The sequence below is a fragment of the Pyrococcus woesei genome (assembly GCF_050496105.1).
GTDB lineage: Archaea > Methanobacteriota_B > Thermococci > Thermococcales > Thermococcaceae > Pyrococcus > Pyrococcus furiosus.
On the sequence record NZ_CP179867.1, the window covers coordinates 1,248,731 to 1,275,364 of the forward strand.

Annotated in this window: 30 protein-coding genes, 1 tRNA gene and 1 pseudogene; 13 read left to right on the forward strand and 19 right to left on the reverse strand. The window is 40.8% G+C overall.

The genetic code is table 11. The annotated features are described in order from the left end of the window. Positions 1–468 precede the first annotated feature (468 nt). Both ACMFNG_RS06910 and fni read left to right on the forward strand, forming a co-directional pair. Positions 469–545 (forward strand) — tRNA-Ala (locus ACMFNG_RS06910). A gap of 24 nt (positions 546–569) precedes the next feature. Continuing rightward, the gene (gene fni / locus ACMFNG_RS06915; RefSeq protein ID WP_014835253.1) at positions 570–1,694 is read left to right on the forward strand and encodes a type 2 isopentenyl-diphosphate Delta-isomerase; all 1,125 of its coding nucleotides are present in this window, start codon (positions 570–572) and stop codon (positions 1,692–1,694) included. Here fni and ACMFNG_RS06920 read toward each other — a convergent pair. From ACMFNG_RS06920 to ACMFNG_RS06935, 4 genes are all read right to left on the reverse strand, one after another. After that, positions 1,684–1,923: a DNA-binding protein gene (locus ACMFNG_RS06920; RefSeq protein WP_011011988.1), complete on the reverse strand. Its 240-nt coding sequence runs from the start codon at positions 1,921–1,923 to the stop codon at positions 1,684–1,686. The genes fni and ACMFNG_RS06920 overlap by 11 nt on opposite strands. Then, positions 1,916–3,907, reverse strand: a complete 1,992-nt coding sequence (feoB, locus tag ACMFNG_RS06925) for a ferrous iron transport protein B (protein ID WP_430515128.1) — start codon at positions 3,905–3,907, stop codon at positions 1,916–1,918. Before feoB ends, ACMFNG_RS06920 begins: the two co-directional genes overlap by 8 nt. Before the next feature lie 2 nt (positions 3,908–3,909). Continuing rightward, positions 3,910–4,143, reverse strand: a complete 234-nt coding sequence (locus ACMFNG_RS06930; RefSeq protein WP_014835254.1) for a FeoA family protein — start codon at positions 4,141–4,143, stop codon at positions 3,910–3,912. 100 nt (positions 4,144–4,243) lie between these two features. After that, entirely contained in the window at positions 4,244–5,002 is a 759-nt protein-coding gene (locus tag ACMFNG_RS06935) for a YchF/TatD family DNA exonuclease (RefSeq protein WP_011011991.1), read from the reverse strand. A 54-nt stretch (positions 5,003–5,056) separates the two neighbouring features. Here ACMFNG_RS06935 and ACMFNG_RS06940 point away from each other — a divergent pair, with 54 nt between their 5' ends. Together ACMFNG_RS06940 and glmM are read left to right on the forward strand one after the other, a co-directional pair. After that, positions 5,057–5,845, forward strand: coding sequence for a BtpA/SgcQ family protein (locus tag ACMFNG_RS06940; RefSeq protein WP_014835255.1), 789 nt, complete (start codon positions 5,057–5,059; stop codon positions 5,843–5,845). A gap of 2 nt (positions 5,846–5,847) precedes the next feature. Then, entirely contained in the window at positions 5,848–7,206 is a 1,359-nt protein-coding gene (gene glmM, locus ACMFNG_RS06945) for a phosphoglucosamine mutase (RefSeq protein ID WP_011011993.1), read from the forward strand. 19 nt (positions 7,207–7,225) lie between these two features. Here the strand turns inward: glmM and ACMFNG_RS06950 are convergent, their stop codons facing one another. Together ACMFNG_RS06950 and ACMFNG_RS06955 are read right to left on the reverse strand one after the other, a co-directional pair. Beyond that, on the reverse strand, positions 7,226–7,423 hold the full coding sequence (locus ACMFNG_RS06950) for a hypothetical protein (RefSeq protein WP_011011994.1): 198 nt from the start codon (positions 7,421–7,423) through the stop codon (positions 7,226–7,228). Between the two features lie 31 nt (positions 7,424–7,454). Further along, complete coding sequence (locus ACMFNG_RS06955; protein ID WP_014835256.1) at positions 7,455–7,763, reverse strand: hypothetical protein; 309 nt, start codon at positions 7,761–7,763, stop codon at positions 7,455–7,457. 60 nt (positions 7,764–7,823) lie between these two features. On the opposite strand from ACMFNG_RS06955, the gene ACMFNG_RS06960 reads away from it, so the two are divergent. After that, positions 7,824–8,951, forward strand: a complete 1,128-nt coding sequence (locus tag ACMFNG_RS06960) for a tyrosine--tRNA ligase (protein WP_011011995.1) — start codon at positions 7,824–7,826, stop codon at positions 8,949–8,951. Here ACMFNG_RS06960 and cyaB read toward each other — a convergent pair. Genes cyaB through ACMFNG_RS06975 form a run of 3 tightly spaced genes read right to left on the reverse strand, consistent with a single transcriptional unit; the run spans position 8,923 to position 10,470 of the window. Continuing rightward, positions 8,923–9,438, reverse strand: a complete 516-nt coding sequence (cyaB, locus tag ACMFNG_RS06965) for a class IV adenylate cyclase (protein ID WP_011011996.1) — start codon at positions 9,436–9,438, stop codon at positions 8,923–8,925. The genes ACMFNG_RS06960 and cyaB overlap by 29 nt on opposite strands. 6 nt (positions 9,439–9,444) lie before the next feature. Further along, complete coding sequence (locus ACMFNG_RS06970; protein ID WP_011011997.1) at positions 9,445–9,933, reverse strand: Lrp/AsnC family transcriptional regulator; 489 nt, start codon at positions 9,931–9,933, stop codon at positions 9,445–9,447. Between the two features lie 3 nt (positions 9,934–9,936). Continuing rightward, positions 9,937–10,470 (reverse strand): UbiX family flavin prenyltransferase, encoded by a 534-nt coding sequence (locus ACMFNG_RS06975; RefSeq protein WP_011011998.1) that lies wholly within the window; start codon positions 10,468–10,470, stop codon positions 9,937–9,939. A 109-nt stretch (positions 10,471–10,579) separates the two neighbouring features. On the opposite strand from ACMFNG_RS06975, the gene ACMFNG_RS06980 reads away from it, so the two are divergent. Beyond that, positions 10,580–11,389, forward strand: coding sequence for a DNA integrity scanning protein DisA nucleotide-binding domain protein (locus tag ACMFNG_RS06980; protein WP_011011999.1), 810 nt, complete (start codon positions 10,580–10,582; stop codon positions 11,387–11,389). On the opposite strand, the gene ACMFNG_RS06985 is transcribed toward ACMFNG_RS06980, so the two are convergent. Beyond that, entirely contained in the window at positions 11,386–11,697 is a 312-nt protein-coding gene (locus tag ACMFNG_RS06985) for a hypothetical protein (RefSeq protein ID WP_011012000.1), read from the reverse strand. The two genes, ACMFNG_RS06980 and ACMFNG_RS06985, sit on opposite strands and share 4 nt — an antisense overlap. Positions 11,698–11,832: 135 nt before the next feature. On the opposite strand from ACMFNG_RS06985, the gene ACMFNG_RS06990 reads away from it, so the two are divergent. Next, positions 11,833–13,074, forward strand: coding sequence for a sugar phosphate nucleotidyltransferase (locus ACMFNG_RS06990; RefSeq protein ID WP_011012001.1), 1,242 nt, complete (start codon positions 11,833–11,835; stop codon positions 13,072–13,074). Between the two features lie 60 nt (positions 13,075–13,134). Then, positions 13,135–14,451, forward strand: a complete 1,317-nt coding sequence (gene aspS, locus ACMFNG_RS06995; RefSeq protein ID WP_011012002.1) for an aspartate--tRNA(Asn) ligase — start codon at positions 13,135–13,137, stop codon at positions 14,449–14,451. On the opposite strand, the gene ACMFNG_RS07000 is transcribed toward aspS, so the two are convergent. Genes ACMFNG_RS07000 through ACMFNG_RS07010 form a run of 3 tightly spaced genes read right to left on the reverse strand, consistent with a single transcriptional unit; the run spans position 14,452 to position 17,364 of the window. Continuing rightward, on the reverse strand, positions 14,452–16,245 hold the full coding sequence (locus tag ACMFNG_RS07000) for a glycoside hydrolase (RefSeq protein ID WP_011012003.1): 1,794 nt from the start codon (positions 16,243–16,245) through the stop codon (positions 14,452–14,454). Next, on the reverse strand, positions 16,245–16,652 hold the full coding sequence (locus tag ACMFNG_RS07005; RefSeq protein WP_011012004.1) for a hypothetical protein: 408 nt from the start codon (positions 16,650–16,652) through the stop codon (positions 16,245–16,247). Before ACMFNG_RS07005 ends, ACMFNG_RS07000 begins: the two co-directional genes overlap by 1 nt. A 1-nt stretch (position 16,653) precedes the next feature. Then, positions 16,654–17,364, reverse strand: coding sequence for an RAD55 family ATPase (locus ACMFNG_RS07010; RefSeq protein ID WP_014835257.1), 711 nt, complete (start codon positions 17,362–17,364; stop codon positions 16,654–16,656). Between the two features lie 67 nt (positions 17,365–17,431). Between ACMFNG_RS07010 and ACMFNG_RS07015 the strand changes: the two genes are divergently transcribed. Both ACMFNG_RS07015 and ACMFNG_RS07020 read left to right on the forward strand, forming a co-directional pair. Beyond that, positions 17,432–18,370: a dipeptidase gene (locus ACMFNG_RS07015; protein ID WP_014835258.1), complete on the forward strand. Its 939-nt coding sequence runs from the start codon at positions 17,432–17,434 to the stop codon at positions 18,368–18,370. Beyond that, positions 18,367–19,230 carry a class I SAM-dependent methyltransferase gene (locus tag ACMFNG_RS07020; RefSeq protein ID WP_011012008.1) on the forward strand — a complete coding sequence of 288 codons (864 nt, stop codon included), beginning with the start codon at positions 18,367–18,369 and terminating at the stop codon, positions 19,228–19,230. The genes ACMFNG_RS07015 and ACMFNG_RS07020 overlap by 4 nt, the downstream gene beginning before the upstream one ends. Here the strand turns inward: ACMFNG_RS07020 and ACMFNG_RS07025 are convergent. Continuing rightward, positions 19,208–19,792, reverse strand: a complete 585-nt coding sequence (locus ACMFNG_RS07025; protein ID WP_011012009.1) for a 50S ribosomal protein L15e — start codon at positions 19,790–19,792, stop codon at positions 19,208–19,210. The genes ACMFNG_RS07020 and ACMFNG_RS07025 overlap by 23 nt on opposite strands. A 476-nt stretch (positions 19,793–20,268) precedes the next feature. Here ACMFNG_RS07025 and ACMFNG_RS07030 point away from each other — a divergent pair, with 476 nt between their 5' ends. Both ACMFNG_RS07030 and ACMFNG_RS07035 read left to right on the forward strand, forming a co-directional pair. Next, complete coding sequence (locus ACMFNG_RS07030) at positions 20,269–20,667, forward strand: DUF234 domain-containing protein (RefSeq protein ID WP_014835261.1); 399 nt, start codon at positions 20,269–20,271, stop codon at positions 20,665–20,667. A gap of 122 nt (positions 20,668–20,789) precedes the next feature. Further along, positions 20,790–22,193, forward strand: a complete 1,404-nt coding sequence (locus tag ACMFNG_RS07035; protein WP_011012014.1) for an ATP-binding protein — start codon at positions 20,790–20,792, stop codon at positions 22,191–22,193. 193 nt (positions 22,194–22,386) lie between these two features. Here ACMFNG_RS07035 and ACMFNG_RS07040 read toward each other — a convergent pair whose 3' ends face one another. The 5 genes from ACMFNG_RS07040 to ACMFNG_RS07060 are packed head-to-tail and all read right to left on the reverse strand — an operon-like array spanning position 22,387 to position 25,513. Beyond that, the gene (locus ACMFNG_RS07040; RefSeq protein ID WP_011012015.1) at positions 22,387–23,094 is read right to left on the reverse strand and encodes an ABC transporter ATP-binding protein; all 708 of its coding nucleotides are present in this window, start codon (positions 23,092–23,094) and stop codon (positions 22,387–22,389) included. Beyond that, positions 23,081–23,545 carry a hypothetical protein gene (locus ACMFNG_RS07045; RefSeq protein ID WP_011012016.1) on the reverse strand — a complete coding sequence of 155 codons (465 nt, stop codon included), beginning with the start codon at positions 23,543–23,545 and terminating at the stop codon, positions 23,081–23,083. Before ACMFNG_RS07045 ends, ACMFNG_RS07040 begins: the two co-directional genes overlap by 14 nt. Beyond that, on the reverse strand, positions 23,542–24,297 hold the full coding sequence (locus tag ACMFNG_RS07050; protein ID WP_430515129.1) for an ABC transporter permease: 756 nt from the start codon (positions 24,295–24,297) through the stop codon (positions 23,542–23,544). The genes ACMFNG_RS07045 and ACMFNG_RS07050 overlap by 4 nt, the downstream gene beginning before the upstream one ends. Beyond that, on the reverse strand, positions 24,294–25,337 hold the full coding sequence (locus ACMFNG_RS07055) for a hypothetical protein (protein ID WP_014835262.1): 1,044 nt from the start codon (positions 25,335–25,337) through the stop codon (positions 24,294–24,296). The genes ACMFNG_RS07050 and ACMFNG_RS07055 overlap by 4 nt, the downstream gene beginning before the upstream one ends. Positions 25,338–25,351: 14 nt before the next feature. Then, positions 25,352–25,513 carry a hypothetical protein gene (locus ACMFNG_RS07060; protein ID WP_288073015.1) on the reverse strand — a complete coding sequence of 54 codons (162 nt, stop codon included), beginning with the start codon at positions 25,511–25,513 and terminating at the stop codon, positions 25,352–25,354. 554 nt (positions 25,514–26,067) lie between these two features. On the opposite strand from ACMFNG_RS07060, the pseudogene ACMFNG_RS07065 reads away from it, so the two are divergent. Continuing rightward, a pseudogene (locus ACMFNG_RS07065) lies at positions 26,068–26,591 on the forward strand (M24 family metallopeptidase); the annotation flags it as partial. Between the last annotated feature and the right edge of the window lie 43 nt (positions 26,592–26,634).

The following is a 26,634-nucleotide window of genomic DNA, read 5'->3' on the forward strand; positions in this document are numbered from 1 at the left end:
TGTGGGGGCTTTAATCGGTTAATAAAAAGTTTTGCTTGGGGTTTGAATGGTTAGACTCTCCTATTTTGTGTTTGTTTTTGTTTTTAATTAGATTTGAGAATTTAAATTTGGTGAGAGTGTTTTCGATTGTTGGGATTTTGTCTTCTAGGGTTTTGAGGTTTATTCTGACGTGTTAACCTTTTTTCATTCCTTTTCTATTTTTGTGTTGGGTTTATAAATGGAGTGCAGTGTTACGGGTTTTCAGAGAAAGTCTTAAATAGGAGGTTAGAGAGACCCCTATTAGAAAATCCAACGAAAAAGCCAAAAGTTTAAGTAGAACGTAATCGTGTGGAAAGCTGGCTTTTATGAAATGTGGCCATAGAAGTGACGATTCTTGGCATCCTCTATTTGTCTCAAAACGAAATTCTAATTTATCTAGCGAACCCCGCAAGCTTTATAAAAATACGATTATCCACTAACATCGAGGGTGGGCCGGTAGCTCAGCCTGGAAGAGCGCCGCCCTCGCAAGGCGGAGGCCGCGGGTTCAAATCCCGCCCGGTCCACCAAATTCTTCTTAGGGAGGGAATCAAATGGATGAAGGGACTCGCACTGTTCTTAGAAAGTTTGAGCACATAGAGCACTGCCTCAAGAGAAATGTTGAGGCCCACGCAACTAATGGCTTTGAAGATGTTCACTTCGTCCATATGAGCCTTCCAGAGATTGATAAGGATGAGATTGATCTTTCAGTAAAATTCCTAGGAAGGAAGTTTGATTATCCAATAATGATTACTGGGATGACTGGTGGAACAAGAAAAGGAGAAGTAGCGTGGAAAATCAACAGAACACTTGCCCAAGCGGCTGAAGAGCTAAATATTCCTCTTGGGGTGGGAAGTCAAAGGGCCATGATAGAGAAGCCAGAAACTTGGGAAAGTTATTATGTGAGAGATGTGGCCCCGAATGTCTTCTTAGTTGGAAATTTAGGGGCACCTCAGTTTGGGAGGAATGCAAAGAGGAAGTATGGGGTGAAGGAAGTTCTTTATGCAATAGAAAAGATAGATGCGGATGCCATAGCAATCCACATGAATCCACTTCAGGAGAGCGTTCAGCCAGAGGGGGATACGACATTTTCAGGCGTTCTTGAAGCTTTGGCCGAGATAACTTCTTCAATAGATTATCCTGTAATAGCGAAGGAGACAGGAGCTGGAGTTTCGAAGGAGGTTGCAATAAAGCTGGAGAGCATTGGAGTTAGTGCAATAGATATTAGCGGTGTTGGGGGGACAAGCTGGAGTGGAGTGGAATATTATAGGGCCAAAGATGAGTTGGGAAAGAGGTTGGCTCTAAGATTTTGGGATTGGGGGATAAAAACGGCCATAAGCTTAGCTGAAGTTAGGTTTTCAACTAACCTCCCAATAATAGCCAGTGGTGGTATGAGGGATGGAATTACAATGGCAAAAGCTCTAGCCATGGGAGCTTCTCTTGTTGGAATAGCGTTACCTGTTCTGAAACCTGCCGCAAAAGGGGATGTAGAAGGGGTGATCAAAGTCATCAAAGGATACGTTGAAGAAATCAAGAACGCAATGTTTCTCGTTGGAGCTAGAAATGTAGAAGAGCTGAGAAAAGTCCCGATAGTATTTACCGGATTTGTCAGAGAGTGGTTGGAGCAGAGGATAGATCTGCAAGAGTTTGTAAAAAAGAGGGGCAAAGTTAAGATTTGAATTTTGGAACGTAGGCTTTTATTCCTATCCTTACACATCCTCCTCCACACACCTCTTTTAATGGACAATTGTTGCAGCTCTCTGCCTCTACTTCCTCAATGTAATCTAAGGCCTTTAAGATTTCTAACATCCCTTTTACCTCCTCTCTCGAAACTCTAAGTTCTTTCATAATATCATCCAATGATTTTCCCTCTTTTATTAACTCCAAAAGTCTCTCTAATTTACCCATAAATGATTCCTCCGATTTGATAAACTGCTATTCCAATGACTGTAGCTAAGAGTAAATTATACAGAGCTGCCATTATCATCCACTTTGTTCCTCCCTCTGCTCTTATAGCTGCTAATGTAGCTATACAGGGCATGTAGAGGGTAGTTACTAAAGCCAGCACAAAGGCTTGAAGGGGAGTCATAATCCCTGCCAGAGTTCCTGCTAAGCTCTCTTCGCTAACTCCATATATTATTGAGTAAGCTACAATGGTATTCTCCTTGGCAATTATTCCGAAGAGCAAGGCAACAGCTGCCTTCCAATCAAGGCCCATTAACTTCATCAATGGTTCAAAGATCTTTCCTAATCTTTCTGCATAACTAATTCCATTCCCAACGGGCTCTGGATAGCTCGATAGATACCAGATAAGGATTGAGCCGAATAGGATTACTGTGGCCGCCTTCTTAAGAAATTCTTTGCTCCTTTCCCAGGAGTGGACTAATACTACTCTCCATGAAGGAATCAAATATTCTGGCAACTCAATTATGAACGGACTTTCTTCTCCTTTTACAATGAACTTGCCCAGGAGCAGAGAGGATAACAAAGCTAAACCTATTGCTATTGCGTAGATAGCTATTGCCACGAGGGGAGCCCTGTCTGGGAAGAATGTTCCTGCTAGGAACGTTATTACGGTCATTCTAGCAACACAGGGAACTAGGGGATTGATTAACAGAGTTATTATTCTTTCCTTTTCGTTCTCTATTGTTCTTGTAGCCATGATTGCAGGGACATTACAACCAAAAGCTAGCACCATTGGTATAACTGCTTTTCCTGGGAGTCTAAAAATTCTCATAAACCTTTCCATCATTGCCGCAATTCTTGCCAAATACCCTACATCTTCCAAGATAGACATTGCCACGAAGAGCAGGAATACTAAGGGGAAGAAGCTTACTACAGTGCCAACTCCTCCGATAATTCCATCTACGATTAACCCCCTTAGGGCTTCATTCCCAATGTATGGAGCAATGCTTTCTCCTAATTGTGAAAATGCCGTATCCAACAACTCCTGGAGGGGAAAGCCGAAGGTAAAGACGAACTTGAATACCAAGTAGAAGGTGATTAGGAGGGATATCATTCCATAAACTGGATGAGTCAATAACCTGTCGAGTTGATTAGCCAGATTTTCCTTAACTTCTGGTTCATGAACTACGAACTTTCTCAGGAGTTGCTCTAAGAATTCGTACTTTTGACTTGCTATCACTATATCCAGAGGTCTCTTGTACTTCTCTTCTAGCTCGCTGATATGCTTCGGTATTTCATCCATTTTTTCCTGTCCCAAGTATTTGAGAACCAACTTAATTACTTCTTCATCCCTCTGCAACAACTTAAGGGCAAGCCATCGAATGGGGTATTTCTCTGCTAAAGGAGTCCCTCTCAATAACTCGGAGATGTGCTTAATTTCCCTCTCAATATCCTCATCGTACCTGGGAATTATCGGATTAGTAGTAACTTTCCCTTCAGCCATTAGGGCAATCATTCTTTTAAGTTCTTCAACTCCCTCTCCTTTTTTTGCATTTGTAGGAATAACAGGGACTCCAAGCTCTTTTCTCATCTTTTTTATGTCAATTTTAGCCCCTTTCTTTTTGAGTAGATCAAATTTGTTCAAGACTAGGATGATATTCTTAACTTCCATTTCAAACAGCTCTAAGGTTAAGAACAAGTTTCGCATAAGACATGTCGAGTCTACTATGTCAACAATGACATCAGCATTTCCATCTAAAATAAAGTTTCGTGCTATCAACTCATCAATGCTATGGGCGGTAAGAGAGTAAATCCCAGGGAGGTCTACAACGAGAAATTCCTTCTCCCTATATTCCATAATTCCCTCTTTCTTTTCTACAGTAACTCCAGGCCAGTTGCCTACATGTTGTCTCAACCCGGTTAGTGCGTTAAAAATTGTTGTCTTTCCAACGTTTGGGTTCCCAACTAAGGCCACAGTTTTTAGCACGATTACTCCCTCCTTACAATAATCTTACTTGCAATTCCCCAGCCAAGAGCTATTTTTGATGAACCTATCCCAATGATTACAGGTCCAGGCTTTCTACTTTTTATCATTCTAACCCTAACACCTGGGGTTATACCCATTGAGAGCAATTTGCCTCTAGCATTAACTCCACTCTGGATGTCAACTACAACTCCTGTCTCGCCCTCCCTCAGCATTGTGAGTGGAATGAAGTCACTCAATTTTAGCACCCCCTCAAAATATTAGGTCGACCTAATTTACAAAGGGGAGGTATAAAAAGATTTTGTCCGAAAATAAAAATTTAGAGGTTTGAAAAAAACATTATAGCGGAAGAGAAAAGAACTTTATTGTATTTACCTCTGTAACTGCCTCAACTTCTGTCTTATCCATTCCTTTAATTTTTGCCAATTCCTCTATGGCAACTTCGACAAATATTGGTTTATTCCTAATCCCCTTGTAAGGACTCATGTATGGAGCGTCTGTCTCAACAACCAAATACTCTATCTCAATGTTTTTGGCCACTTCTCGGACTTCTGGGATAAAGACTATGCCTGTGCTTATTCCTAGTATGTGCCCGCCATCAACGATTTCCCTAGCCACTTCAACTGAACCTGTGTAAGAGTGAAAGTAAGAGGGGATGTCATACCTGTTTATGATTTCCAATGCCTCTTTCTCCGCTTCTCGGGCATGAATTACAACTGGAAGGTTCAGCTCTTTTGCCAGCTCTAAGAAGTGAACAAAGATTTCTCTCTGAGCATCTCTCTCAGCTTTGGTCTTTGCGTGATAGTAGTCAAGGCCTATCTCCCCGATTCCAAATATTTCCTTCTGGTGTTTAAGTATAAAATCCTCCACTTTTCTTACCTTTTCCCAGTTCCCCCTCCTAGCTTCGTTGGGATGATACCCCAGGGTGGGGAATATGAAGTCAAAATAATCCTTCAACAACTCCCAGCTTTTCCACACGTGAGTCTTTCTGTACTCCGTTATGGAGTCAACTACTCCCCTAAGCTTTCTTTTTGCCTCCTCTATTATCTCTTCCTGATTTTTCTTGAAGAACTCGATGTGAGCGTGAGCATCTATCATGAATCTCACCGAAAACCTTAACCTAACTTGGAGTTATAAGTGTTGGGAGTGACCATGAAGGACTTGGATTTTAGTAAGAAACCATTGATAGGGGTTGTCCATTTAAAGCCTCTCCCAGGTTCTCCTAGATATGGGGGAGATTTTGAGGAGGTAATAGAATGGGCTATCAGGGATGCCAAAACTTATGAAGAGGCTGGGTTCGACGGAATAATAGTGGAGAACTTTGGAGATTCTCCCTTCTCAAAGACTCTTCCCAGGGAGGTTATTCCAGCATTTACAGTAGTAGCGAAAGCCGTAAAGAAAGAGGTCTCTCTTCCCCTGGGAATAAATGCATTAAGAAATGACTGTATAGTTGCCTACTCAATTGCGCATGCGGTGGGAGGGAGCTTTATCAGAGTTAATGTTCTAACTGGAGTTGCTTTTACGGATCAAGGAATAATTGAGGGGTGTGCAAGGGAGCTATGGAACGTCAAAAGGATAATAGGAGGGGACATCTTAACCCTTGCAGATGTGCACGTAAAGCATGCGGTCCACTTCACAAACTTTGAAGATGCAGTAAAAGATACTGTGGAGAGGGGATTGGCAGATGGAATTATAGTTACGGGAAGAAGAACGGGGGAGAGCATTAGCTTGGAGGATTTAATCTTGGCAAAAAGGGTAAGCAGTATTCCAGTTTTGGTAGGCTCTGGAGTTAATCCAAGGAATTTCAGAACACTTTTTAAGTATGCCGACGGTTTCATAGTTGGAACCTGGGTAAAAGAAAATGGCAAAATTAACAATCCCGTCTCACTTGAAAGAGCAAAAATCCTCGTAAGGATGAAAAACAGCCTAATGGGGGTATAGCAATGGGAAAATACTTTGGAACGAGCGGAATTAGGGAAGTGGTTAACGAAAAACTTACACCCGAGCTGGCTCTAAAGGTAGGACTGGCCCTGGGAACTTATCTTGGAGAGGGGAGAGTTGTTGTTGGGATTGATACTAGAACGAGCAGTGAAATGATAAAGCATGCCCTTGTAAGTGGCCTTTTGGCAACTGGAATCGAGGTTGTGGATATAGGACTTGCTCCTACTCCTCTAACGGGATTTGCGATTAAGCTTTACAATGCAGATGCGGGAGTCACAATTACGGCCTCGCACAACCCTCCAAACTACAACGGTATCAAGGTTTGGGACAGAAACGGAATGGCGTACACTCCAGATAAAGAGAGCGAGCTTGAGAGAATAATCGAAGAAGAAACCTTTAAGAGAGTAAGTTGGATGGAGATAGGGGAAGTTATTAAAGCTGATCCTAAAAAGGAATACATTAAGAATGCAGTTGAGCAGATAAACTTAGAGAATTCATATACAGTGGTAGTTGATAGCGGAAATGGGGCTGGATCAATAGTAAGCCCCTATCTTCAGAGAGAGCTAGGGAACAAGGTAATTAGTCTAAATTCACACCCAACGGGCTTCTTTGTTAGAGAACTTGAGCCAAATAGAAAGAGCTTAGATATGCTGTCTAAAGTAGTTAGGGAAGTTGGGGCTGATGTTGGAATAGCTCACGATGGAGATGCAGATAGAATTGGTGTGGTGGATGACCAAGGGAACTTCGTAGATTATGAGGTCATGCTTTCGCTGATAGCGGGATATATGATTGAAAAGTACGGAAAGGGCAAAGTTGTGACAACCGTTGACGCAGGATTTGCCCTCGATGATTACCTAAAGCCCAGGGGTGGAGAAGTTATTAGAACAAAGGTTGGCGATGTTGCTGTTGCATATGAGCTCAGCAAACATGGAGGTGTATTTGGAGGGGAGCCAAGTGGTACTTGGATAATCCCTCAGTGGAACTTAACTCCTGATGGCATCTTTGCTGGAGCGTTAGTGGTTGAGATGATTGACAAATTAGGCCCAATAAGCGAGCTTGCAAAAGAAGTTCCCAGGTATGTGACGCTTAGGGAGAAAATTCCCTGTCCAAATGAGCTAAAGCAGAAGGTCATGCGTATAATTGAAAAGCTGGCTCTTCAAAACTTTGAATACAAGAATTTAATTGACATTGATGGAATAAGAATTGAAAATGAGGAGTGGTGGATACTCTTTAGGCCGAGCGGAACTGAGCCAATAATGAGGATAACCCTTGAAGCTCATACAAAAGAAAAAGCTGAAGAGCTGATGAAGAAGGCGAGGGGACTAGTTAAGGAAGCAATTGAAAAGGCCAAGCTTTCTTAGCCCTTTAATTTTTTGAAGCCTAAGGCTTAGGGTATTTTTGAAGATAATATTTATTGTTAATGGCAATTAGAGTGGATGTAACAATACCAAATCCAATTCCACCCAGGAAGAAGTAAATTGTATTTCCTCCAAAAACAAACGTTGACATTAGCTTCCCAATTATTGAGAGAACGCTTAATGTAATTACCTCCACCAGAACAATTATGAGCGTTCCCACATTCAGATACTTAAGAATAATGCCCTTCTCTTTATTTTTTTGATAATAAAGACCATCGTCTATATAAGATAGTTTTTCCTAAGCTACTGCCACTTAGAAATGCGAGAGGGAGAGTGAACTTACCGATGATTGTTGGAGATAATACAAAAAATATTCCTAAAATAACATATCTTAAAATTACAAAAGCATTTTCCAAGCTTTTCTTTTTGTTTTCGGGAATATCGACTTTGTGTTTAACTAAAAGTGTCATACTTTTTTGGAATATCTGAGACAAAAATAACAGTCCTCTTATCATAAACAAAATTATGAGTATCATTAGTCCAATAATTTTTCCAACCACCTTTATATACCTCCAGAAATTTCTTAAGAGTTGCATGACTTTATTAGGATGGTGGGCTGGATGGACATTGAAGAGAGAATAAAATTGGTGCTCAAAAAGCCAACTGAGGAAGTACTGACAGTTGAAAACCTTAGGCATCTGTTTGAAATAGGAGCCCCCCTTCAGCACTACATAGGCTTTGAGATCAGTGGTTACATTCACCTTGGAACTGGTCTAATGGCTGGGGCTAAGATTGCAGACTTCCAAAAGGCGGGCATTAAGACTAGGGTCTTCTTGGCAGACTGGCACAGTTGGATAAATGACAAGCTCGGAGGAGATTTAGAGACCATCCAAGAGGTGGCCCTCAAGTACTTCAAAGTTGGAATGGAGAAAAGCATCGAAGTAATGGGAGGAAAACCGGAAAAAGTTGAATTTGTTCTCGCAAGCGAGATACTTGAAAAGGGTGATTACTGGCAGACCGTAATTGACATATCAAAGAACGTAACCCTTAGCAGAGTTTTGAGGTCAATAACAATAATGGGAAGAAAGATGGGTGAAGCAATAGACTTCGCCAAACTAATTTATCCAATGATGCAGGTGGCAGATATATTCTATCAAGGAGTTACAATCGCTCACGCAGGAATGGATCAGAGAAAAGCTCACGTAATAGCTATTGAAGTCGCTGAAAAGCTTCGCTATCATCCCATAATTCACAATGGAGAAAAGCTAAAGCCTGTAGCAGTTCACCACCATCTCCTCCTGGGACTTCAGGAGCCTCCAAAGTGGCCCATTGAAAGCGAAGAGGAGTTTAAGGAGATAAAAGCTGAGATGAAGATGAGTAAAAGTAAGCCTTACTCAGCAGTTTTCATCCACGACAGTCCTGAAGAGATTAGGGAGAAGCTAAGAAAGGCCTTCTGTCCAGCAAGAGAAGTTAAGTACAACCCCGTTTTGGATTGGGTTGAATATCTAGTATTTAGGGAGGAACCAACTGAATTCACAATTCACAGACCTGCGAAGTACGGGGGAGATGTAACTTATACTACATTTGAAGAGCTAAAGAGGGACTTTGCAGAGGGGAAGCTTCATCCGTTGGACCTGAAGAACGCGGTTGCAGAATATCTCATAGACTTGCTAGAGCCAATAAGGAAGTACTTTGAGAGGCATCCAGAACCTCTTGAGCTCATGAAGAGCGTCCAGATAACTCGTTGATTAGCTCAAGGTAGAGTCTTGGCTCTACATCTTCCTCTTTTAATCCCAACATTTTTGCAACTTCCCATATTTTTTCCTTGGCTTCTTCAGGACTGTCGCTTATTACCTCAATGTCGACAAAATCTCCAATCCCTTCAACTCTATTCACTTCTAGAGTGACTCCGTTAAGCTTGTACACCCACCTTTTCTTCTTAATGGTGGCTTGTATTTTAAACCCAAGCCTTTTAAAAACCTCAACAGCTTTTTCAAAATCTCCAATTTCAAATTCTACCTCGTAGAACTCCTCATTGTTCTCGTCTAATATTTCTTTAAATGTTAAATAGTACTTTTTTAGATTGTGAACTCCTCTAATACGAAGCAACTTTGGTCTTGGAACTTCAAAATAAACATCTTCCTGCTCCTCATATCTTACGAATTCAGGATTGAAAGTGTTAAGAGTGTGCAGAAAATCCTCTAACTTAATCTTAAACTTTATTTCAACTTCCATAATAGCCTACACCTCAGCAAGGAAACCAGTTAAGTCCTCTCCCTTTTTGATCTCAGTTATTGGGAATATTTGAATATGCTTTAAGTTTGGAATTGATGTTATGTTTTCCTCTATGAACTTTACAAGCTCATCTTTGTTGTTTTTTCCAACTAATGCTATTATCTTGTCCTCACCACTCTTTGCCACGAAGAGAACTCCTGGCAGGGCGGAGAGTGTTGAGCTTATGTAGGAGATATATCTCTCGAGGAAATCTTCAATTACGGGCTTACCAACCTCAAGAACTATTAAAGCCAAGTGCTTAGGTTTTAATTGTTCTCCCAGGATTATCGTATATCTCTCAATTACTCCCCTTTCCTGTAATTTTTTAATTCTAAAGTGAATTGTTGATTCTGGCTTTTTCAGTTGTTCACTTAGCTCAGATATAGTTAATCTTGCATCCTTTTTTAATAACCTTAGTATGTTCCTATCTAAATCGTCAAGGTGAATTTCACTCATTTTTCAACCCCCCCATCTTGGATAAAGATTGTGAGGAATCCCCAAAATATCTAAAATTTTTCCAATTATAAAGCTTATCATGTCGTCTATTGTCTTTGGATTTGTGTAAAATGCTGGAGAAGCTGGCATTACTATGCCCCCAGCTTGGGAGATTTTCAACATGTTTTGGATATGTATTAAGTTGAGGGGGGTTTCCCTTATAAGAAGGACAAGCTTTCTTCTTTCCTTAAGTGCAACATCGGCGACTCTTGTGATTAAGTTGTTTGAATACCCATTTGCTATTGCAGATAGTGTTTTCATTGAGCATGGAGCTATTACAACGGCGTCAAATGGGTAGGAACCTGAAGCTATGGGAGCGAAGAGGTCATTTTCTCCATAATCTGGCTTAATATCAATCCCTGTTTCAAGTTTTGCAACTTTTTTACCTGTTTCACTTGCCAACAATATTACTTCGTGCCCTAGGTTTTTTAGAGTTTCATATAACCTAATCCCGTATATAGCCCCACTTGCGCCAGTTATTGCTACAATAATTTTCAAACTAATCCCCCCAAAATGTTGGAAAAATTGTAACTGTTTTTAACTGTTTTTAATACCATTACTAAATGTTTATAAACTTATCCCAGTCTTGTTAATTTGGTGCTAGTTTGTGGAGCTATTTAATGCAATTTTGAAAAGTGGGGTAGAGCTAGCAAAGAATATAGGGGCTAAGGTTATAGTTTTAGTGTATCCTCCCTCTGAAAACATTGATATAGAATTCCCAGGCTTAATAATAATAGTTGGTAGGGAATTGGACGTTAAAGAAGGTAAAAAAATTCAAAAGCTCCCACTTCCAATGTCAATAGGACTAGAAAATCTACTGAATTTAGTTGCAGCTTTTCTGAAGGGAAAAGGTATGATAGAGAGCGGAGAAAAATTTGTATACATTACAGAGAACAGCATTGGAGTTAAAGTTGTTAAGGAAAACTTTCAAGCTGTGGAGGGCTTCTTTGATAGGTATGAGGGGATAGTTCAAAGGGTGTTGGAGATAGCCATTGAATTAAGCATAGAGGGGAGAGAAGGGAGACCTGTAGGGACGATATTTGTTATTGGTGACACGAAAGAGGTTATGAAGCATTCCCACCAATTGGTACCAAATCCCTTCAAAGGCCATAAGATTAACATTATGAATCCCAAAGTTAAGCCAATAATAAAGGAGTTCTCATTTCTTGATGGGGCCTTTATAATATCCTCTACAGGTAGGGTAGTTGCGGCTGGCAGGTATTTGGATGTTGATCCGAAAAAATTGGAGATAGACATTCCTCAAGGATTAGGAAGTAGACATTTAGCTTCGGCAGCAATCACAAAAGTGACAAAGGCCATTGCAATAACGCTTTCTGAAAGTGGAGTAATTAGGGTATTCAAAGATGGGAAGATAATCTTGGAGTACAATCCTAGGTTAGCTAGACAGTACTTCTAGTGCCTACTGATCCACATATCTAGGGGTATTTCCTTGGATTTTCTTTTCATGCTTCTTATTGTTGATGCATATAGCTTTTTTCCATCTTTTGCCCGCTTTATTTCAATTTCTCCCTTTTCCTCCAAATAATTAAGAATTTCTTTCATTTCGTGCTCCTTTAGTCCAGTTGACTTCCTTATTGTTTCCCAAATAGGGGGATTTAGCTGTAGGGTTAACAAGTTATCTAGAATTTCCTTTGCAAATTTTAATTTTTGTTGTGGGTCTCTTTCAACAAGATATTTCTTGTAGAGCTCCATGACTTTTGACATGGAGGAAAGTTAAATTTACCACAATATATCTTTTTCGTAAAGATTTGTTATTATGACAATAATTTTGAGCAAAAATTAACCACATTTGAGTAAAATTTTATAAAAAAGAAGAGCTAAATTACAAATGGTGATATCATGAAAGCTGTTATTCTTGCTGGAGGTTTTGGAACTAGATTAAGGCCTATTTCATCAACAAGGCCAAAACCTATGGTTCCTGTACTCGGGAAGCCAAATCTTCAGTACATTCTTGAAGCCCTAGAAAAAGTCAGCGAGATAGATGAGATAATACTCTCCGTTCACTATATGAGAGGAGAAATAAGAGAGTTCATTCAAGAGAGGATGGTTGATTATCCTAAGGACATTAGATTCGTAAATGACCCAATGCCTTTGGAAACTGGTGGAGCATTAAAGAACGTTGAGGATTACGTGAGCGACGACTTCCTAGTAATATATGGCGATGTGTTTACGAACTTTGATTATTCAGAACTGATTAAGGCTCACAAAGAGAACGACGGTCTCATAACAGTCGCCCTAACGAAGGTTTATGACCCAGAGAGGTTTGGTGTGGTCATCGTAGATGAAGAAGGAAAGATTATTGACTTCGAGGAGAAGCCAAGGAAACCCAAGACCAACTTGGTTGATGCTGGAATATACATGGTTAACAAGGAAGTCCTCAAGGAGATTCCCAAAAACAAGGAGGTTTACTTTGAGAGGGAGATCCTTCCAAAGTTCGTCAGCCAAGGACTAGTCTACGGATACAGGATGCCAAAGGAATACTACTGGATTGATCTTGGAACGCCTGAAGACCTATTCTATGCCCACCAGATTGCTCTCGATCAGCTTTCAAGGGAAAATGGCTACATGATCTTGGGAGAAAATGTTGAAATTCCAGAGGATGTCGAAGTCCAGGGCCCAGTTTACATTGATAACAATGCAAAGATTGGCCACGGAGTTAAGATTAAGGCCTACACTTACATTGGGCCAAACACCATCATTGAAGATAAGGCTTATATAAAGAGGTCTATCCTCCTGGGAAGCGACATAATAAAGGAGAGAGCAGAGCTCAAGGATACAATCCTGGGAGAGGGAGTTGTTGTTGGGAAGAATGTAATCATAAAGGAGAATGCAGTGGTTGGGGATTATGCAAGGATTAACGACAATCTTGTAATCTATGGAGCAAAGATCTTACCATGGAAGAAAGTTGAGGAGTATGAAGCTTACATAAGAATAAAGCTAGATCCGACAAAAGTCAGGCCAGAACTAACCCCTGAGAGGTGTCCACTTGGCCTCCCAGAGTGTATATACAAGAAGTTCAAGGCAATTGCTGGTGAAAAGCCACCTTGTGACGAATGTATAGAGAACCAATGGCTCTTCTGATTTCTTCTCTTTTTTCTTAAAATTTAAAAACAACTTGCCATCTTTTGTTTGGGGGTTAAGATGTTAAGAACACATTATTCTAACGAGATTACTGAGGAGCTTAATGGTAAAAGAGTAAAAGTTGCAGGATGGGTTCAAGAAGTAAAAGACCTCGGTGGAATAAAATTTGTGTGGATTAGGGACAGAGAAGGGATTGTTCAAATAACTGCACCAAAAAAGAAAGTCAGTGAGGAGATATTCAAACTTATTCCAAAGCTTAACAGTGAGGATGTAGTAGTTGTTGAAGGCATCGTGAACTTCACTCCAAAAGCAAAGCTTGGATTTGAGATAATTCCAGAGAAGTTTGAGATACTTAACAGAACCCAGACTCCCCTTCCCTTAGATCCAACAGGGAAAGTAAAAGCCGAGCTTGATACCAGGCTTGACAATAGGTTTATTGATCTTAGAAATCCAAAGGTAATGGCAATCTTCAAAATAAGGTCTAATGTGTTCAGGGCAATAAGAGAGTTCTTCTATAATGAAGGATTTATAGAAATACACACTCCAAAAATTATAGCAACGGCCACTGAAGGTGGAACGGAATTATTCCCAATTAAGTATTTTGAGAACGATGCATTCCTTGCTCAATCACCTCAGCTGTACAAGCAGATCATGATGGCCACTGGGCTGGATAAAGTTTTTGAAACAGCTCCCATCTTTAGGGCTGAGGAGCACAATACGACCAGACATCTAAACGAGGCTTGGAGTATAGATGCAGAGATAGCGTTCATTGAAAATGAAGAGGAAGTAATGGATGTTCTTGAAAACTTAGTTGTTTATGCAATCAACTATGTGAGAGAGCACAATGAGAGGGAGCTAAAGATTCTTGAATTCGAGCTTGAAGAACCGAAGCAACCATTTCCTAGGGTAACATACGATAAAGCCCTTGAAATTTTGTCTGACTTAGGAAAAGAAATTCCATGGGGGGAAGACATAGATACCGAGGGAGAGAAATTACTTGGGAAGTACATGAGCGAAAATGAAGGGGTAGAGCTTTACTTCATCTACAAATACCCAAGCGAGGCGAAGCCTTTCTATATTATGAAATATGATGAAAAGCCAGAGATATGTAGGGCTTTTGATCTCGAATACAGGGGAATAGAGATAAGTTCAGGAGGGCAGAGAGAGCACAGATATGAGGTGTTGCTAGAGCAGATAAAAGAGAAGGGACTAAACCCAGAAAGCTTTGAGTTTTACTTGAAAGCCTTCAAATATGGAATGCCCCCTCATGGTGGATTTGGACTTGGAGCTGAGAGGTTAATAATGAGAATGCTGAATATAGGAAATATAAGGGAGGTAATTCTATTCCCCAGGGACAGAAAGAGGTTAATTCCCTGACTATTCTTTCCCTTTATGCTCGCACCACTCCATGTTTTCCCATTTTCCATGCATCTCTCCAGGTATGTGGCCCGTATCTGCAACGGCCTCATTTAGGTCGTAGAGGACTTCTATAACTCCCCTCATGTCCTTTGGAAGATCTTTCTTTCCAGCATACAATGCAGCCCTAGTCACGACGTTGTACTTGCTATTGGGAACCTCGCTGGCTAAACTCTCAAACCAAGCCTTCTCTGTAGTCTCCCACCCTTCCAATCCCTTTAAATTAAAGAGATCATAATCATAATACAGTTGAGGAAACGCCAAGAGCTTCATGTATTCGAGGAAGATGTAGTTTGCCCTCTCTTCATTCTCCTCCATGTATAGCTCCATGAGATCTATTAGGGCCTTGCTTATAGCCACAACGTTTCCGAATGTTACCCTTGTATCTATGTTCTCCCAGAACCTGGGACAAGAATGGTTAGCGAGGAGCATTATGTAATAAATCCTCCCAAGCTTTAGGGCTATTGATGGATCTGCCTCCTTAATAGGCTCCATAACGTAGTCAACGCTTGTGTCTAGTTCAAAGTATTCGTAGTGTTCCCTAAAGAATATCCTCGCATACCTCACCAAAAACTCCTTGATTGCATTTATATTCTCTACTCCTTGCATCTTCAAAAGGTCAATTACACCAAATCTCACTGCCCTATTGAGCTCCCTAAACAGTTTTGTAAAGGCATATTTCCAAAGTTGGGAAACTTTTTTGCCCTTGTATATTCTGTTTATTACAACGTTATCTTCTCTCCTTATTCCCGTCCACCTCATGTCGCTAGTTCTTCCATCTAAACTTAAATCAAAGTAATCGCTCCAGCTTGAGTAATCCTTTACATTTATTCTAAAACTGTCGCTACACTCCCCTGGGAGAGCCTTGTATTCCCCACTCTTCTTTCTTCTCACGAATTCTACTGAATTTACAATCTCAATCCCATTCTTTTTCAATCCTTCAATCCATGAGAGAAATCTATCCAGTTGCTGAGGATTCGCAACTAAACTCTCCAAATCGCTGGAAAGAAAGACTAGATACTCTATCCCCTCTTTTTCTTTGAAGACGTCAATGCACCCCTTTGCCACTGCCTGAATTAACCCGTCGACATCAAGAGTGTTGAAAGCAAAGGCATCGCTAATTGTATGAACTCGCCCAAAAACATATGCGCTCTTCCCATTACAGAGGTACTTGTTACATGAAAACTTTGCTTGGGGTATGTTAACTCCAATAAATTGTCTCTCATCTAACAGGAATACAACTTCTTTATCTGTAGAACTTGTGATTATCTTTGCCGTTTCTTTTGTTATAACGTTCTCAGGTAGCCAATACCCAACAATATCTCTCCTGGCTATGAAAGGCCTATAGAAGTCAAAGGATACTCTAGCCAATACTTCCTGCTCAAAAGTTCCCAGGTGGGGCATTATTGGGTGAAAGGGAACTGTAACTACGGGCTCAACATAGGTTTCTAGGGTTTCGACTATTTCTCCGTAAATTTTTGGCTTATATTTGAGAACCATATACAGTGTGAACGGCTCTATATCTACACTAACAGAACCCTCGTCAAGCATTTTTAGAGTGTCGTCAACGTATTCGTAAGCTTTAATCATTGCTCTCGTCCAATTCCTCCCTTTTACTTCTTCCTCTCTAATTTTTAGGGCAACTGGACTTAATCTCTCTGAATACTTTATTGGATCCCATCCAGAGCCATCGTGGATGTATATAATGTCTCCAGGCTGATAGGCGTGGAAGTGATATGTGAATTTCATAAACATTATTCTTCTCCCCCTCTGAGAATTTTGGGCAGTCTGAAAAATCTCGGCTTTTTTATGGTTTTAGGCATATCCTCAATCTTGGGGAAGTTCAAAGAGGCGATAGATCCTCTATTTCTTTCGATTGAAACTATTTTAATTTTTTCAGGGATTTCAGAAGTTGTTTGCTTCATTAGACCTAAATGGATTCTCTTTTCTCTTTCCACTCTTCCGGCTTTTTTTCCTTTTATATAAGCTTTTTTAACTTCCTCGTAAACTCCTAGGTGCTTTGCCTCCTCGTATATCTTCTTTTTAACTTCAGCTACCCAACCAAACCAGTCTGTATGGCCATGTAATCCAACATAAAATCCAAACTTGTAGGCTCGTTTGATTATATCTTTTTCATTTAAAATTTCTTCAGGCTTGTCCATATCATTCGACCTCGAACGGAGATTTGTTGTATACCACCAACCCATGGTCTGTAAACTCAAGTAATTTTAGGTTAGGGTCGTGTTTTGTTCCCCTCATCTTAAAGATCTGAATTGCCCTAATCATCCTACCCTCATGCATGAAGTAGTGGAGCATAATAATACCACTAACTAAATAGTGCTCCTCTGAATATCTATCTAGATCTGTCATCTCAGCTATCAAGTATGCGGTAACTCCTAGATCCTCCAGACTTCTAATGAACTTTGCAAGTTCAACCCTCTTTTCAATCGGATCTTGGTGTGGAAAGTCTATTGCTGTTAGGGGATCTATCACAAGCCGCGTGATGTATTCGTTCTCTACAATATCTTTTATTCTAGTCAAAACGCTCCTCCAAGTGGGAACCTTAGTGCTCTCTCTCCACAGAACAGGGCCAAGGTCATATAAAATAATCTTCCAGGTGTTTACGTAGGCATATATTGAAGGGTTAAATCTCGCTATATCTTTAGCAACTTCTTCGGGCTTATGAATGAGTGAAATGTATGCTCCTTTTTCTCCTCTTCTAGCCCCTTCCAAAAGAAATTGCATGCCAAACGTTGTTTTTCCACTTCCGGGGGGCCCTGTAATAAGGTACACCCTCCCGGGAATTAGTCCTCCCTCAATAAGTTCGTCAAGCCCTTTAACTCCAGTAGGTATTCTCTCGGCCACAGTGCTCATAGTTTTCCCCCCTTGTGTCCATAAGTCTTTTTATGTGCTAAGGAATAAAACACTTTTGGTGAATAACATGAGCATTGGAGTATTTGATGCACACTCAGATTTACCCACATACATTTATGAAGAAAGGAAAAACGGAAAAACAAGAGTTTTAGAAGAAAAATTTGATGAGTTCTTTACTGGAATCTCAGCGAGAGTTATGAGCATTTGGAGCAAGCCAGATAAGAGACCTATTATATTGAGGTATTCCCTTGAAGCCATCAATAGATTGTACTCAGACGTTGCAGAGAGCCAGAGATTTGAAATAGTGAGAAGCATAAAAGAGATGGAGGAAGCTATTAAAAATGATAAGGTGGCACTTTGGCTCGGCCTTGAGGGAGGAGAACCAATAGAAAGTCTTGATATCCTAGAGATATTTTACTCCCTGGGATTAAGAGTGCTGACATTAACTTGGAGCTTAAGAAATCAGATTGGAGACGGTGTTTTCGAGAGGACAAATGGAGGAATAACGAACTTTGGAGCTGAAGTCATTGGGAAATGTGAAGAGTTGGGGATCTTAATAGACGTAAGTCACCTTAATGAAGCTGGATTCTGGGACGTTCTTGACATTACTGGATTTCCAGTTATAGCTTCGCACTCAAACGCAAAATCACTCTGCGATAATCCAAGGAACTTAACTGATGAGCAAATAAAGGCCATAGCTGAGAGAGATGGTGTTGTTGGAATTACAGCCGTTGCAGCCTTCGTAGATAAAGACAATCCAACACTTGAAAAGTTCATCGCCCACGTAGAGCATGTAGTTGACCTGGTAGGTTACAAGCACGTTGGATTTGGGTTTGATTTCGTATATTATCTCCCAGAGTGGAGCGGAAAGAGCGTGGTGGGGCTAGAAAATGAGAGAAGGATACCTGATTTAATTGAGAGATTGAAGGAGAACTTCAGTGAAAAAGAAGTCAAGGCCATAGCATTCGACAACTTTAAGAGGGTATTTGATAGAGTTGTTGGATGATGTACTTCCTAACTTTCAGAGAGGCGAGGGAAATTCTGAAAGCCAAAAGAGAGGGTAAGGAGGAAGTTGAGGTTAACTTAGACCTCATGAGGAGTAACAAAAAGGAAAAACTTTACCTTCAAGGGGACTTTGTTTTATTCCCAGATAATTCAAAGGTAGAAGTTAGAATAGTGGAAAAGATTTCTGAAGATGAAGGTACAGTGTACTTCGTTAAGAATGGCCAAGTTTATAAAGCTGCAATAGCGGGAGAACACTTTTACAAACTCGTTCCTACAATTCCTCCAACAATAGAGATTAACGGCATAAGGATGCATAGGACAAAGGACACGAATCCCCTAGAAGATACAATGAATAAGGTGAACACGGTAAATCCCAGGAGGGGAGAAAAGGTATTGGATACTTGCATGGGTCTAGGGTATACCGCTATAGAATCAGCTAGGAGGGGAGCTGAAGTTATAACAATAGAGAAGGATCCGAACGTCATCGAACTTGCGAGAATAAACCCCTGGAGTAGGGAGTTGTTCACAAACAAAAACATAAAGATAATCCAGGGAGATGCCTTCTTTGTAATTAAAGAATTTGAAGATGAAAGCTTTCACGTAATTATCCACGATCCGCCCAGGTTCTCTCTCGCTGGGGAATTGTACAGCGAGGAATTTTACGAGGAATTATACAGGGTTCTAAAACCTGGGGGAAGGCTATTCCACTACGTTGGAAACCCGGGCAAAAAGTATAGGGAAAAAGACCTTCAGAGGGGAGTTATGGAAAGGCTTAGAAAAGTAGGGTTTACAAATGTTAAAAGGGTAGAAAAAGCACTCGGAGTTTTTGCAACTAAGCCTACTTACCCTTACCCTCGTTAGCTCTAATGCTTGGCCTAACCTTCTCTGCACCCTTACCCTTGTTTCTAAGTCCTCTACCCTTCTTTCCAGCTGATGTGAGACCTCTGAATACTCTACCCTTGTGGTGCTTGAGGGCTATCCATGCTATCTTAGGATCGGACTTGATAACTGGGTGGTGTGGGTCAACCATAATTACTTCAAACCACTTGTACATTCCATCTTCTCCAACCCAATAGCTATTGAGAACCTCAAGGTTGGGGAACTTTCTTGCAGCTTTTTCTTCAGCAATCCATTGCAAGGACTTCTTTGGTGAGTACTTAACTTGACCCATCTTGCTTGGCTTCCTTCCACCCTTCCACCTGGGCCTTTTCCTTCCACCCTTTCTAACCCTAACTCTAACGATAACGTAACCCTGCTTTGCCTGGTATCCCAAGGCCCTAGCCCTATCAAGTCTCGTTGGCCTCTCGATCCTAACAACTACAGGCTCTCTTCTCCACTTTATCATTCTCTGCTTCAATAATTCTCCTACATAGCTCTTCTTTGGGCTCTTCCAAGCTTCCCTAATATACTTATACATTCCCATTGCTCTCCCTCCCTAGTTTGTGGTTCCCCCATCCGGGGACATCCCGCGGGTTTACCCCGCCAAGTCGGTGGATGTTGGAAGGTGAGTTTTTAAGCATTGCGGAGTTAAAAGAACCTTAAGTCACGCATCGATTTACTCACAAGTAAATTACCGGTGAGTAAACAATTGTTCATAGACAGAAAAGAAGATGGAAAAGCCCAGTTCATCGTGATCTATGGTAGGAGAAGGGTGGGAAAACTGCTCTCATACTTGAGTTCTTGAGGAGGTATGGCGGCCTTTATCTGCTTGCGAGGGAGACAGGCGAAAGGGAAAACCTTGGGCAAGTCCGCTCTACGGTAGAAAAACAGCTCAGCTCGAGCTTAAATCTCTTGATTTCTTCAACGCACGTGAATTTCTTCCAAAATACTCGCTTGAAGATTTTTTAAGGGTTTATGGGATTTTAGGAGGCACATCGACATACCATTTTGAGTTAAGTGATGAAAAGAGTCTTGAGGAGAACCTTAAGAGTTACTTCCGAGTTGACTCCTTACTCTATGGCGATGCACTCTTTATCCTTTGGGAGGAGCTTGACGAACCCAGGAATTTACTATATACCGGATAACTACTTCGCCTTTTGGTTCCACTACGTTTACTCAAATGCCGACCTGATCGAAAGCGGAAACGGGGAGCTTCTAGTTGATACCGTAATGGATGACATAGACTACTACACTGCAGAAGTCTTTGAAGATGTAGCCAAAGAATTCCTTTTGACGTTGAACAAGAGTGGAAGGCTTCCATTTAGGTTCACTAGGATTGGGAGGTGGTGGTATAAAAACGAGGAGATTGACTTGGTAGCTGGACTCGTTGCCAAAACGTCAAAGGAAAAGACAAAATAAGAGGCTCGCTTGGGATCTAGAAGACATCCAGAGGACGACCTTCTGGGGGACAATTGAAGTGTTTTATCTCACCAGCGCAATAACCGGAATTCTTAAATAGTTGAAGCACAAGTATTATACTCATGAGTAGACAAAAGTTCGTGAACAGGGAGAGGGAGCTGGCCTTCCTTGAGGAAAGGTACGCCTCGGGAGACGCGGAACTTCTGATAATCTATGGAAGAAGGAGAATAGGAAAAACAGAGCTTCTCCTACACTTTGCGAGGAATAAAGAGCATGTTTATTTTTTGGCAAGCGAGAAACCCTACCGAGACAACCTTCGTGAACTTCAGAGAATGATGGGAGACTTTCTTGGAGATAGACTGTTTTCGAGGATAGAGTTCAGTGATATAGATGAGCTCCTCATCGAATTTTCAAAGAGAGTTCGGGGAAGGAGGGTGGTTCTCATTATTGACGAGTTTCCCTATCTAATCGAGCATTATAAGCCTGTTTTGTCTCTTATCCAGAGGGCATGGGATATGGAGCTTTCGAAGAGCGATCTGCTGCTGATCCTCTGCGGATCGAGCGTCTCTTCTATGGAAACCGAAGTTCTCGGCTACAAAAGTCCACTCTATGGAAGGAGGACTGGCCAATGGATGGTCGACGAGCTCCCATTCTGGAGCTTGAGGGAGTTCTTCCCGAGCTACTCTACCGAGGATATTGTGAAAGTTTACGGCGTCCTCGGAGGAATTCCCGCATATCTCCTCCAATTTGATCCAGAGAAGAGCTTCGACGAGAACGTCGTGGAGAAGGTTCTCTCTAAGGGGGCTTTCCTCTATGAGGAGGCCGAGATACTCCTAAAGGAAGAGATGCGGGAGCCGGCGAATTATTTCATAATACTCCAGGCAATTGCAAGCGGAAGGAGCAGGTTTGGTGAAATTGTGAACGCCACGGGCCTTGATAAGAGTCTCGTGTCCAAGTACCTTAATGTCCTTGAAAAACTTAGAATTGTGGAGCGGGAGGTGCCAGTTACGGCCTCAAGGAAGGAAGCCTTAAAGCGGGGCAAGTACTCGATAACGGATAACTATCTCGCATTCTGGTTCCGCTACGTTCTCCCGAACAAGAGCTATCTTGAGACCGGGCTGGGTAAAGAGATCTGGGAGCGCTCCAAGGAGGATTTCAAGGAATACATGGGAGGAGTCTTTGAACGCCTCTTGAGAAAACCTGAGGTCTTCACGAAGCTGACTAACTTTAGGTTCACCAAGATTGGAAGGTGGTGGCACAAAGGGGAAGAAATAGATCTTGTTGCCTTGAATGAGCGTGAGAAGAAGGCTCTCTTTATAGAGGTGAAGTGGAAGGATTTGAGTGAGAGGGAAGCGAGAGGAATTTTAAAGGATTTGAAGAGGAAGGTTAAACTTGTTGGGTTGGATGAGTGGGGAAAGCATTATGGGCTTGTAGCTAAAAACGTCAAAGGAAAAGATAAAATAAAAGAGGAAGGATGGCTCGCTTGGGACTTGGAAGATTTTGAGCGTCTTGGAGTATCGGGTTAGCAGTACAAAGTTAATCTTGTGGTTGCATGAGTGGGATTGAGGAGAGAGTTGGTATCGTGAATTTATATTCACTGATGGAATGGGAGTACCCTCTAATTCCACGTATAGGAGATCACAAATGTCCTAGTAGCCTTCCACTTATCGAGTGCAAGTTTGTGAATGTTAGAAGATGGGTTTCTAAGCATTACAGGAATTAAGCGTGTTCATCCTGCTCTTCATTAATATCCACATCTACTTTAAAGAGACTTTTAACGTCTTCCTGGACTTCCTGTACATCGCCTTCGAGCACTATTTCTCCGTCAGCAATAACCAAGATCCAATCAGCGAGGAAAAGCAGAGGCTCCCAAATGTGACTGATTATCACGAAATTCGACTCATTATTCTGTTTAATTTTTCTCATAATTTTGATAAATCCAGCGATGTTCTTAAAGTCAAGGTTGGCTAGAGGTTCATCTAGGAATATGAGTTTTGGTTCTCCTATAAAAGCCTGTGCCACACTTAACTTCTTTAGCATTCCAGAGGAGTATCCTCCTATCCTCTTATCAAGAAAATCTATTTTAAATAACTTTGCTACCCTTTCAACTTCTTCCTCTCCGTATCCCTTAGCAGAGGCAAAGAACATCAACCATTCTCTACCCGTAATCAGCTTAGGAAAAGAGGGAGGATCATAGGAGGCACCGATATACTTTTTTATCTTTTTGCTTTTCCATGGGTTCTCTCCAAGAACCCTTATTTTTCCCTTGGTGGGTCTATATATTCCTGTAGCGAGCTTTAGAAAGGTAGACTTTCCCCCTCCATTAGGGCCTAGGATAAGAGTAGTTCCCTCGGGAATCTCTGTGGTTATACCCTTGAGGGCATATATGTTTCCAAAGCGTTTTACAAGGTTTTTAGCGACTATCATTTTTCCACCCCCTCCAGAGATAGAGTATGAGACCGAATGCCGATACTATTCCTACAAAGTATGTAGCATTTTGCACGCTCCTTGTTGGATGATTCTCCTTGAACCTTAAAATACAAGAAATAGAACCATTACCAAAGTAAGCCATATAGTAAGACCCTTCATGCGGAATTATGAGTTCTTCTAAAAGCTGTCCTGAAATTTTTGCGGAATAAATTGGCTCCCCACTAAATCTATCAAATATTTTTAGGTTTCCAAGCCCCCCACGACATTCAACTTCAGCCAGCGATTGTGTTGGTGTTGAGAACGTTAGAAAATATCCCTTTCCACGTTCTGTTGGGGGTAATGAGTAGGGTCCTGAAGAATGCAGCTCGGCTGAGTATCCGTAATAAAGTAGCATCATGACAGAGGGAAGAAGTAAGAAATATGTTAGAAGTCCAATAAAAATCCTCATTTGACATCCCTCCTATCTATTAGAAGTCCTGAGAGGGATAGAAGAATAGCAGGTACAACCATTCCAGAAATTAATAGCTTCTGATCAAATGGTGAGACACTTCCATAGTATGAAAGTATGAAGAGAGCTGGGGGAATATTTGCAATATTGAGAAAGATTGGAATAAAGATAGAAAGAAAACTCACTATGAAGCCAACAAATACATTTGGAGAAAGAAGAGACAAAAGAGTAATAATCGAAAGAGAGTAAAGGAGTGTATAGATGGCCATGATTAAGCGGAACTTTATCATATCGGAGAATAAAATAGAGGGGAGATAGTCAATTATAGTAAAGTTTGAAAGAACTATAACTGAGAAGAACGGCAAAAACACTAAAAATGCAGAGAAAATGATAATTGTGAAAAATTTTACAAGGAAGATCTCAAGCTTTGAGTAGGGGAGAGAGTATAGGGAATTTGCATATCCAGAATCCCTATCTAGTCTGAATGTTATAACTCCAAGAAGTATGAGAAATAACAGGGAGCTCATCCAGAAGCTGAAGTTTCTAAGAACGCCCTCGATTACTAAGGTAGTTGGACTATTCCCAGGGTTATCCATTAGCGTTGAGGTACCAATAGAAATAGTTAGAGAGGACATTACAATTAAGTACGAGCGATGAAGTATTGAAGTATTTAGCAACATACCCGCGAGCAATATGTCTACCTTGAGTGGATCATTTAATTCCCACATAAAAAGAGTTTTAATTCTACTCATGACCTCCCCTCCCTAGCTAGTTTTATTAGGATGAAAATAATTACAAACAATCCAGATATAATATAGAGATAAGCCAAGGGAGTTGTAGGTGGAGAGTATGGGATCCTTTTAAGTTGTAGGAAATTAGCGTTCGTATCGTAAAGAACTAGACCACCTGCTATCATAAGTTTATCATCTTTGGATCTCTTGCTAAGTTCATACATTTTCTCATCGAACCCATATAGTACTGGGAACCCTGCGGCTTTTGCATCTGGAACATGAAAACCCAGCATGCTCAAAAGAATTCCTGAGGAGCCGTCGTAAGTCATCATATTCCTTCCTACAGTCTTTAAATCTGGAGGAACTTTTTCTATACCCGAGGTTGTCTTAATCATAATAGCTGGAGGCTTAAATACTCTATAATAGGTCAGAACAGAAAGATTAGAGATAGTGACATTTGCAACCTTTATAGGCTTTCCCTCAAAATCAAAACAAATTGTTTCGTTTATTTTCATTGGATTGTTAGGATCGTTCCAGAGAATTGTTTTACCATAATATTTTCCGCTTAAATCGTACACATCGCCTGTGTTTGTGTCTATGTAGTATTCTCCCCAAAGCGTCAAATTCCAAAGGGCTACTTTCATAACAGAATATCCTTTTGAGAACATTAGAGGGCCACTTTCCATGGCAATTACGTCATCTTCATTCCAAAATGGTGTGAAATTGGGTGTGGAGTTTGAAGGGTAATAATATCTAACGACAACATATTCTCCAGAGATCTTTATCTTTACCTTTGTTAGATTAGAGCTTATTGAACTTATTGTGAAGTTTACTTGTCCATTGCCATATGTTGTTATTAAGAAGAGTTGTCCCGATCTATTATACACAATTGTCATAGTACCATATCCGTGTTTATTAAGGATATCTTCGGGATCGGGAGGCTCCAAAGGGCGAGATACATAGGTTATATATACTCCCTCTTTAATCCAATAAGGAATCGCAGTTAGTGGTTCAGAGAAAAATAAAAGGAAGAACGTAAATAGGACTAGGTACTTTTTCAACTAGTACTCACCTCCTAATTCCTAACTCCAATAATTGCATGGGCATGCCAATACCGTCCTAAACCAGCACCATATGAATCTGTCCATGCAGCATTAATATCCTGGCCTGGAAGATAACCCATAAAGACTGGTACTATAGCCCCGGGGATATCCCCTCCATCGTGTGTGCTTGACATATTTCAATTCTATTTTAGTCTTATTGGAACAGGGGGCTTTTTTTAATTCCCCGCTGACATAAGCATATACTCCAGCTATTGGTGTATTAGTGACAGGGCCATAAAGAGCATCAGTGTCATAATCAGAGTCGAAGTATACACAATAGGGAGGCAAAGTCGCCTGTATTGCATTATCTGTGGATTCTTCTGTAGTCTTTGCTGTTACGAAGGCCGTTGCTAATGTCATCAACACTAAAACGAGAACAAAAATACTTCTATTATTCATTTGCCCCCCCCATTTATTTGTGAAGGGGCAATTATAATAATTCTTCAAAGTTTTATAAACTTTTCTAATACTGATTTGGATTTTGTTTAATGTTTAGACATTTGAATCTATAAATTTTTGACAATGAGTGAAAATAATATTGTATTGAGAAAGATGTCAAAATTATACCAAGCTCGTTAGCGAGTACATTATGTTGTTATATTTCGTATTTAGCCTAAGTTGAACATTCTCATAAGGAATTATTGCCCCTAGTTTCTATTTCCTCAACTCCTATGGAATAGCACAGCATATAGTATCTTTTGGCGAAAATGTTACTAATCCCACCATGAACCAGGCGAGAGGAAGATCAGAAGGGAAACATCCTTATCCTGGGTTACGGTGTGAGATGGAAAGGTTACTGCTCGGATATAACGAGAACCATAGGCTTAGGGAACTCGATGAAAGGTTAGTTAAGATCTACGAGGTATTTAATGTGCCCAGGAAAGTGCTTTTAAAGCAGTCAGGGAGGGAATAAAAGCGAAAGATGTTGGCTCCAGGGCGAGGGAAGTTATCTCCAAGGCCGGCTACGGTGAATAATTCATTCACAGAGCTGGTCATGGCTTCGGTCTCGACGTTCATGAAGAGCCGTACATAGGCTCAGATGGCGAAGTTATCCTTAGAGATGGGATGACATTCACGATAGAACCTGGAATTTACGTTCCAGGCTTGGGAGGAGTGAGGATAGAGGATGACGTTGTAGTTGATGGGGGAAAGGGAAGAAGGCTAACTAAAGCTGAAAGAGAGTTAATAGTTCTTGTTTTCCCTTTTCTTTAATATGCAGGATTTTATAGAATATGTTCTAATGTGTGGTTGTAAT

Bases quoted from the DNA above. Each gene is read 5' to 3' on its own strand.
- ACMFNG_RS07040 (WP_011012015.1), bottom strand. From the start codon at position 23,094: ATGATAGTCGCTAAAAACCTTGTAAAACGCTTTGGAAACATATATGCC.
- ACMFNG_RS07015 (WP_014835258.1), top strand. From the start codon at position 17,432: ATGAGCATTGGAGTATTTGATGCACACTCAGATTTACCCACATACATT.
- ACMFNG_RS06920 (WP_011011988.1), bottom strand. From the start codon at position 1,923: ATGGGTAAATTAGAGAGACTTTTGGAGTTAATAAAAGAGGGAAAATCA.
- fni (WP_014835253.1), top strand. From the start codon at position 570: ATGGATGAAGGGACTCGCACTGTTCTTAGAAAGTTTGAGCACATAGAG.
- ACMFNG_RS07005 (WP_011012004.1), bottom strand. From the start codon at position 16,652: ATGGACAAGCCTGAAGAAATTTTAAATGAAAAAGATATAATCAAACGA.
- ACMFNG_RS06960 (WP_011011995.1), top strand. From the start codon at position 7,824: ATGGACATTGAAGAGAGAATAAAATTGGTGCTCAAAAAGCCAACTGAG.
- glmM (WP_011011993.1), top strand. From the start codon at position 5,848: ATGGGAAAATACTTTGGAACGAGCGGAATTAGGGAAGTGGTTAACGAA.
- ACMFNG_RS07020 (WP_011012008.1), top strand. From the start codon at position 18,367: ATGATGTACTTCCTAACTTTCAGAGAGGCGAGGGAAATTCTGAAAGCC.
- ACMFNG_RS07035 (WP_011012014.1), top strand. From the start codon at position 20,790: ATGAGTAGACAAAAGTTCGTGAACAGGGAGAGGGAGCTGGCCTTCCTT.
- ACMFNG_RS07050 (WP_430515129.1), bottom strand. From the start codon at position 24,297: ATGAGTAGAATTAAAACTCTTTTTATGTGGGAATTAAATGATCCACTC.
- ACMFNG_RS06935 (WP_011011991.1), bottom strand. From the start codon at position 5,002: ATGATAGATGCTCACGCTCACATCGAGTTCTTCAAGAAAAATCAGGAA.
- ACMFNG_RS07000 (WP_011012003.1), bottom strand. From the start codon at position 16,245: ATGTTTATGAAATTCACATATCACTTCCACGCCTATCAGCCTGGAGAC.
- ACMFNG_RS06940 (WP_014835255.1), top strand. From the start codon at position 5,057: ATGAAGGACTTGGATTTTAGTAAGAAACCATTGATAGGGGTTGTCCAT.
- ACMFNG_RS07045 (WP_011012016.1), bottom strand. From the start codon at position 23,545: ATGAGGATTTTTATTGGACTTCTAACATATTTCTTACTTCTTCCCTCT.
- ACMFNG_RS07030 (WP_014835261.1), top strand. From the start codon at position 20,269: ATGAAAAGAGTCTTGAGGAGAACCTTAAGAGTTACTTCCGAGTTGACT.
- aspS (WP_011012002.1), top strand. From the start codon at position 13,135: ATGTTAAGAACACATTATTCTAACGAGATTACTGAGGAGCTTAATGGT.
- ACMFNG_RS07010 (WP_014835257.1), bottom strand. From the start codon at position 17,364: ATGAGCACTGTGGCCGAGAGAATACCTACTGGAGTTAAAGGGCTTGAC.
- ACMFNG_RS07025 (WP_011012009.1), bottom strand. From the start codon at position 19,792: ATGGGAATGTATAAGTATATTAGGGAAGCTTGGAAGAGCCCAAAGAAG.
- ACMFNG_RS06970 (WP_011011997.1), bottom strand. From the start codon at position 9,933: ATGAGTGAAATTCACCTTGACGATTTAGATAGGAACATACTAAGGTTA.
- cyaB (WP_011011996.1), bottom strand. From the start codon at position 9,438: ATGGAAGTTGAAATAAAGTTTAAGATTAAGTTAGAGGATTTTCTGCAC.
- ACMFNG_RS07060 (WP_288073015.1), bottom strand. From the start codon at position 25,513: ATGTCAAGCACACACGATGGAGGGGATATCCCCGGGGCTATAGTACCA.
- ACMFNG_RS06990 (WP_011012001.1), top strand. From the start codon at position 11,833: ATGAAAGCTGTTATTCTTGCTGGAGGTTTTGGAACTAGATTAAGGCCT.
- ACMFNG_RS06985 (WP_011012000.1), bottom strand. From the start codon at position 11,697: ATGTCAAAAGTCATGGAGCTCTACAAGAAATATCTTGTTGAAAGAGAC.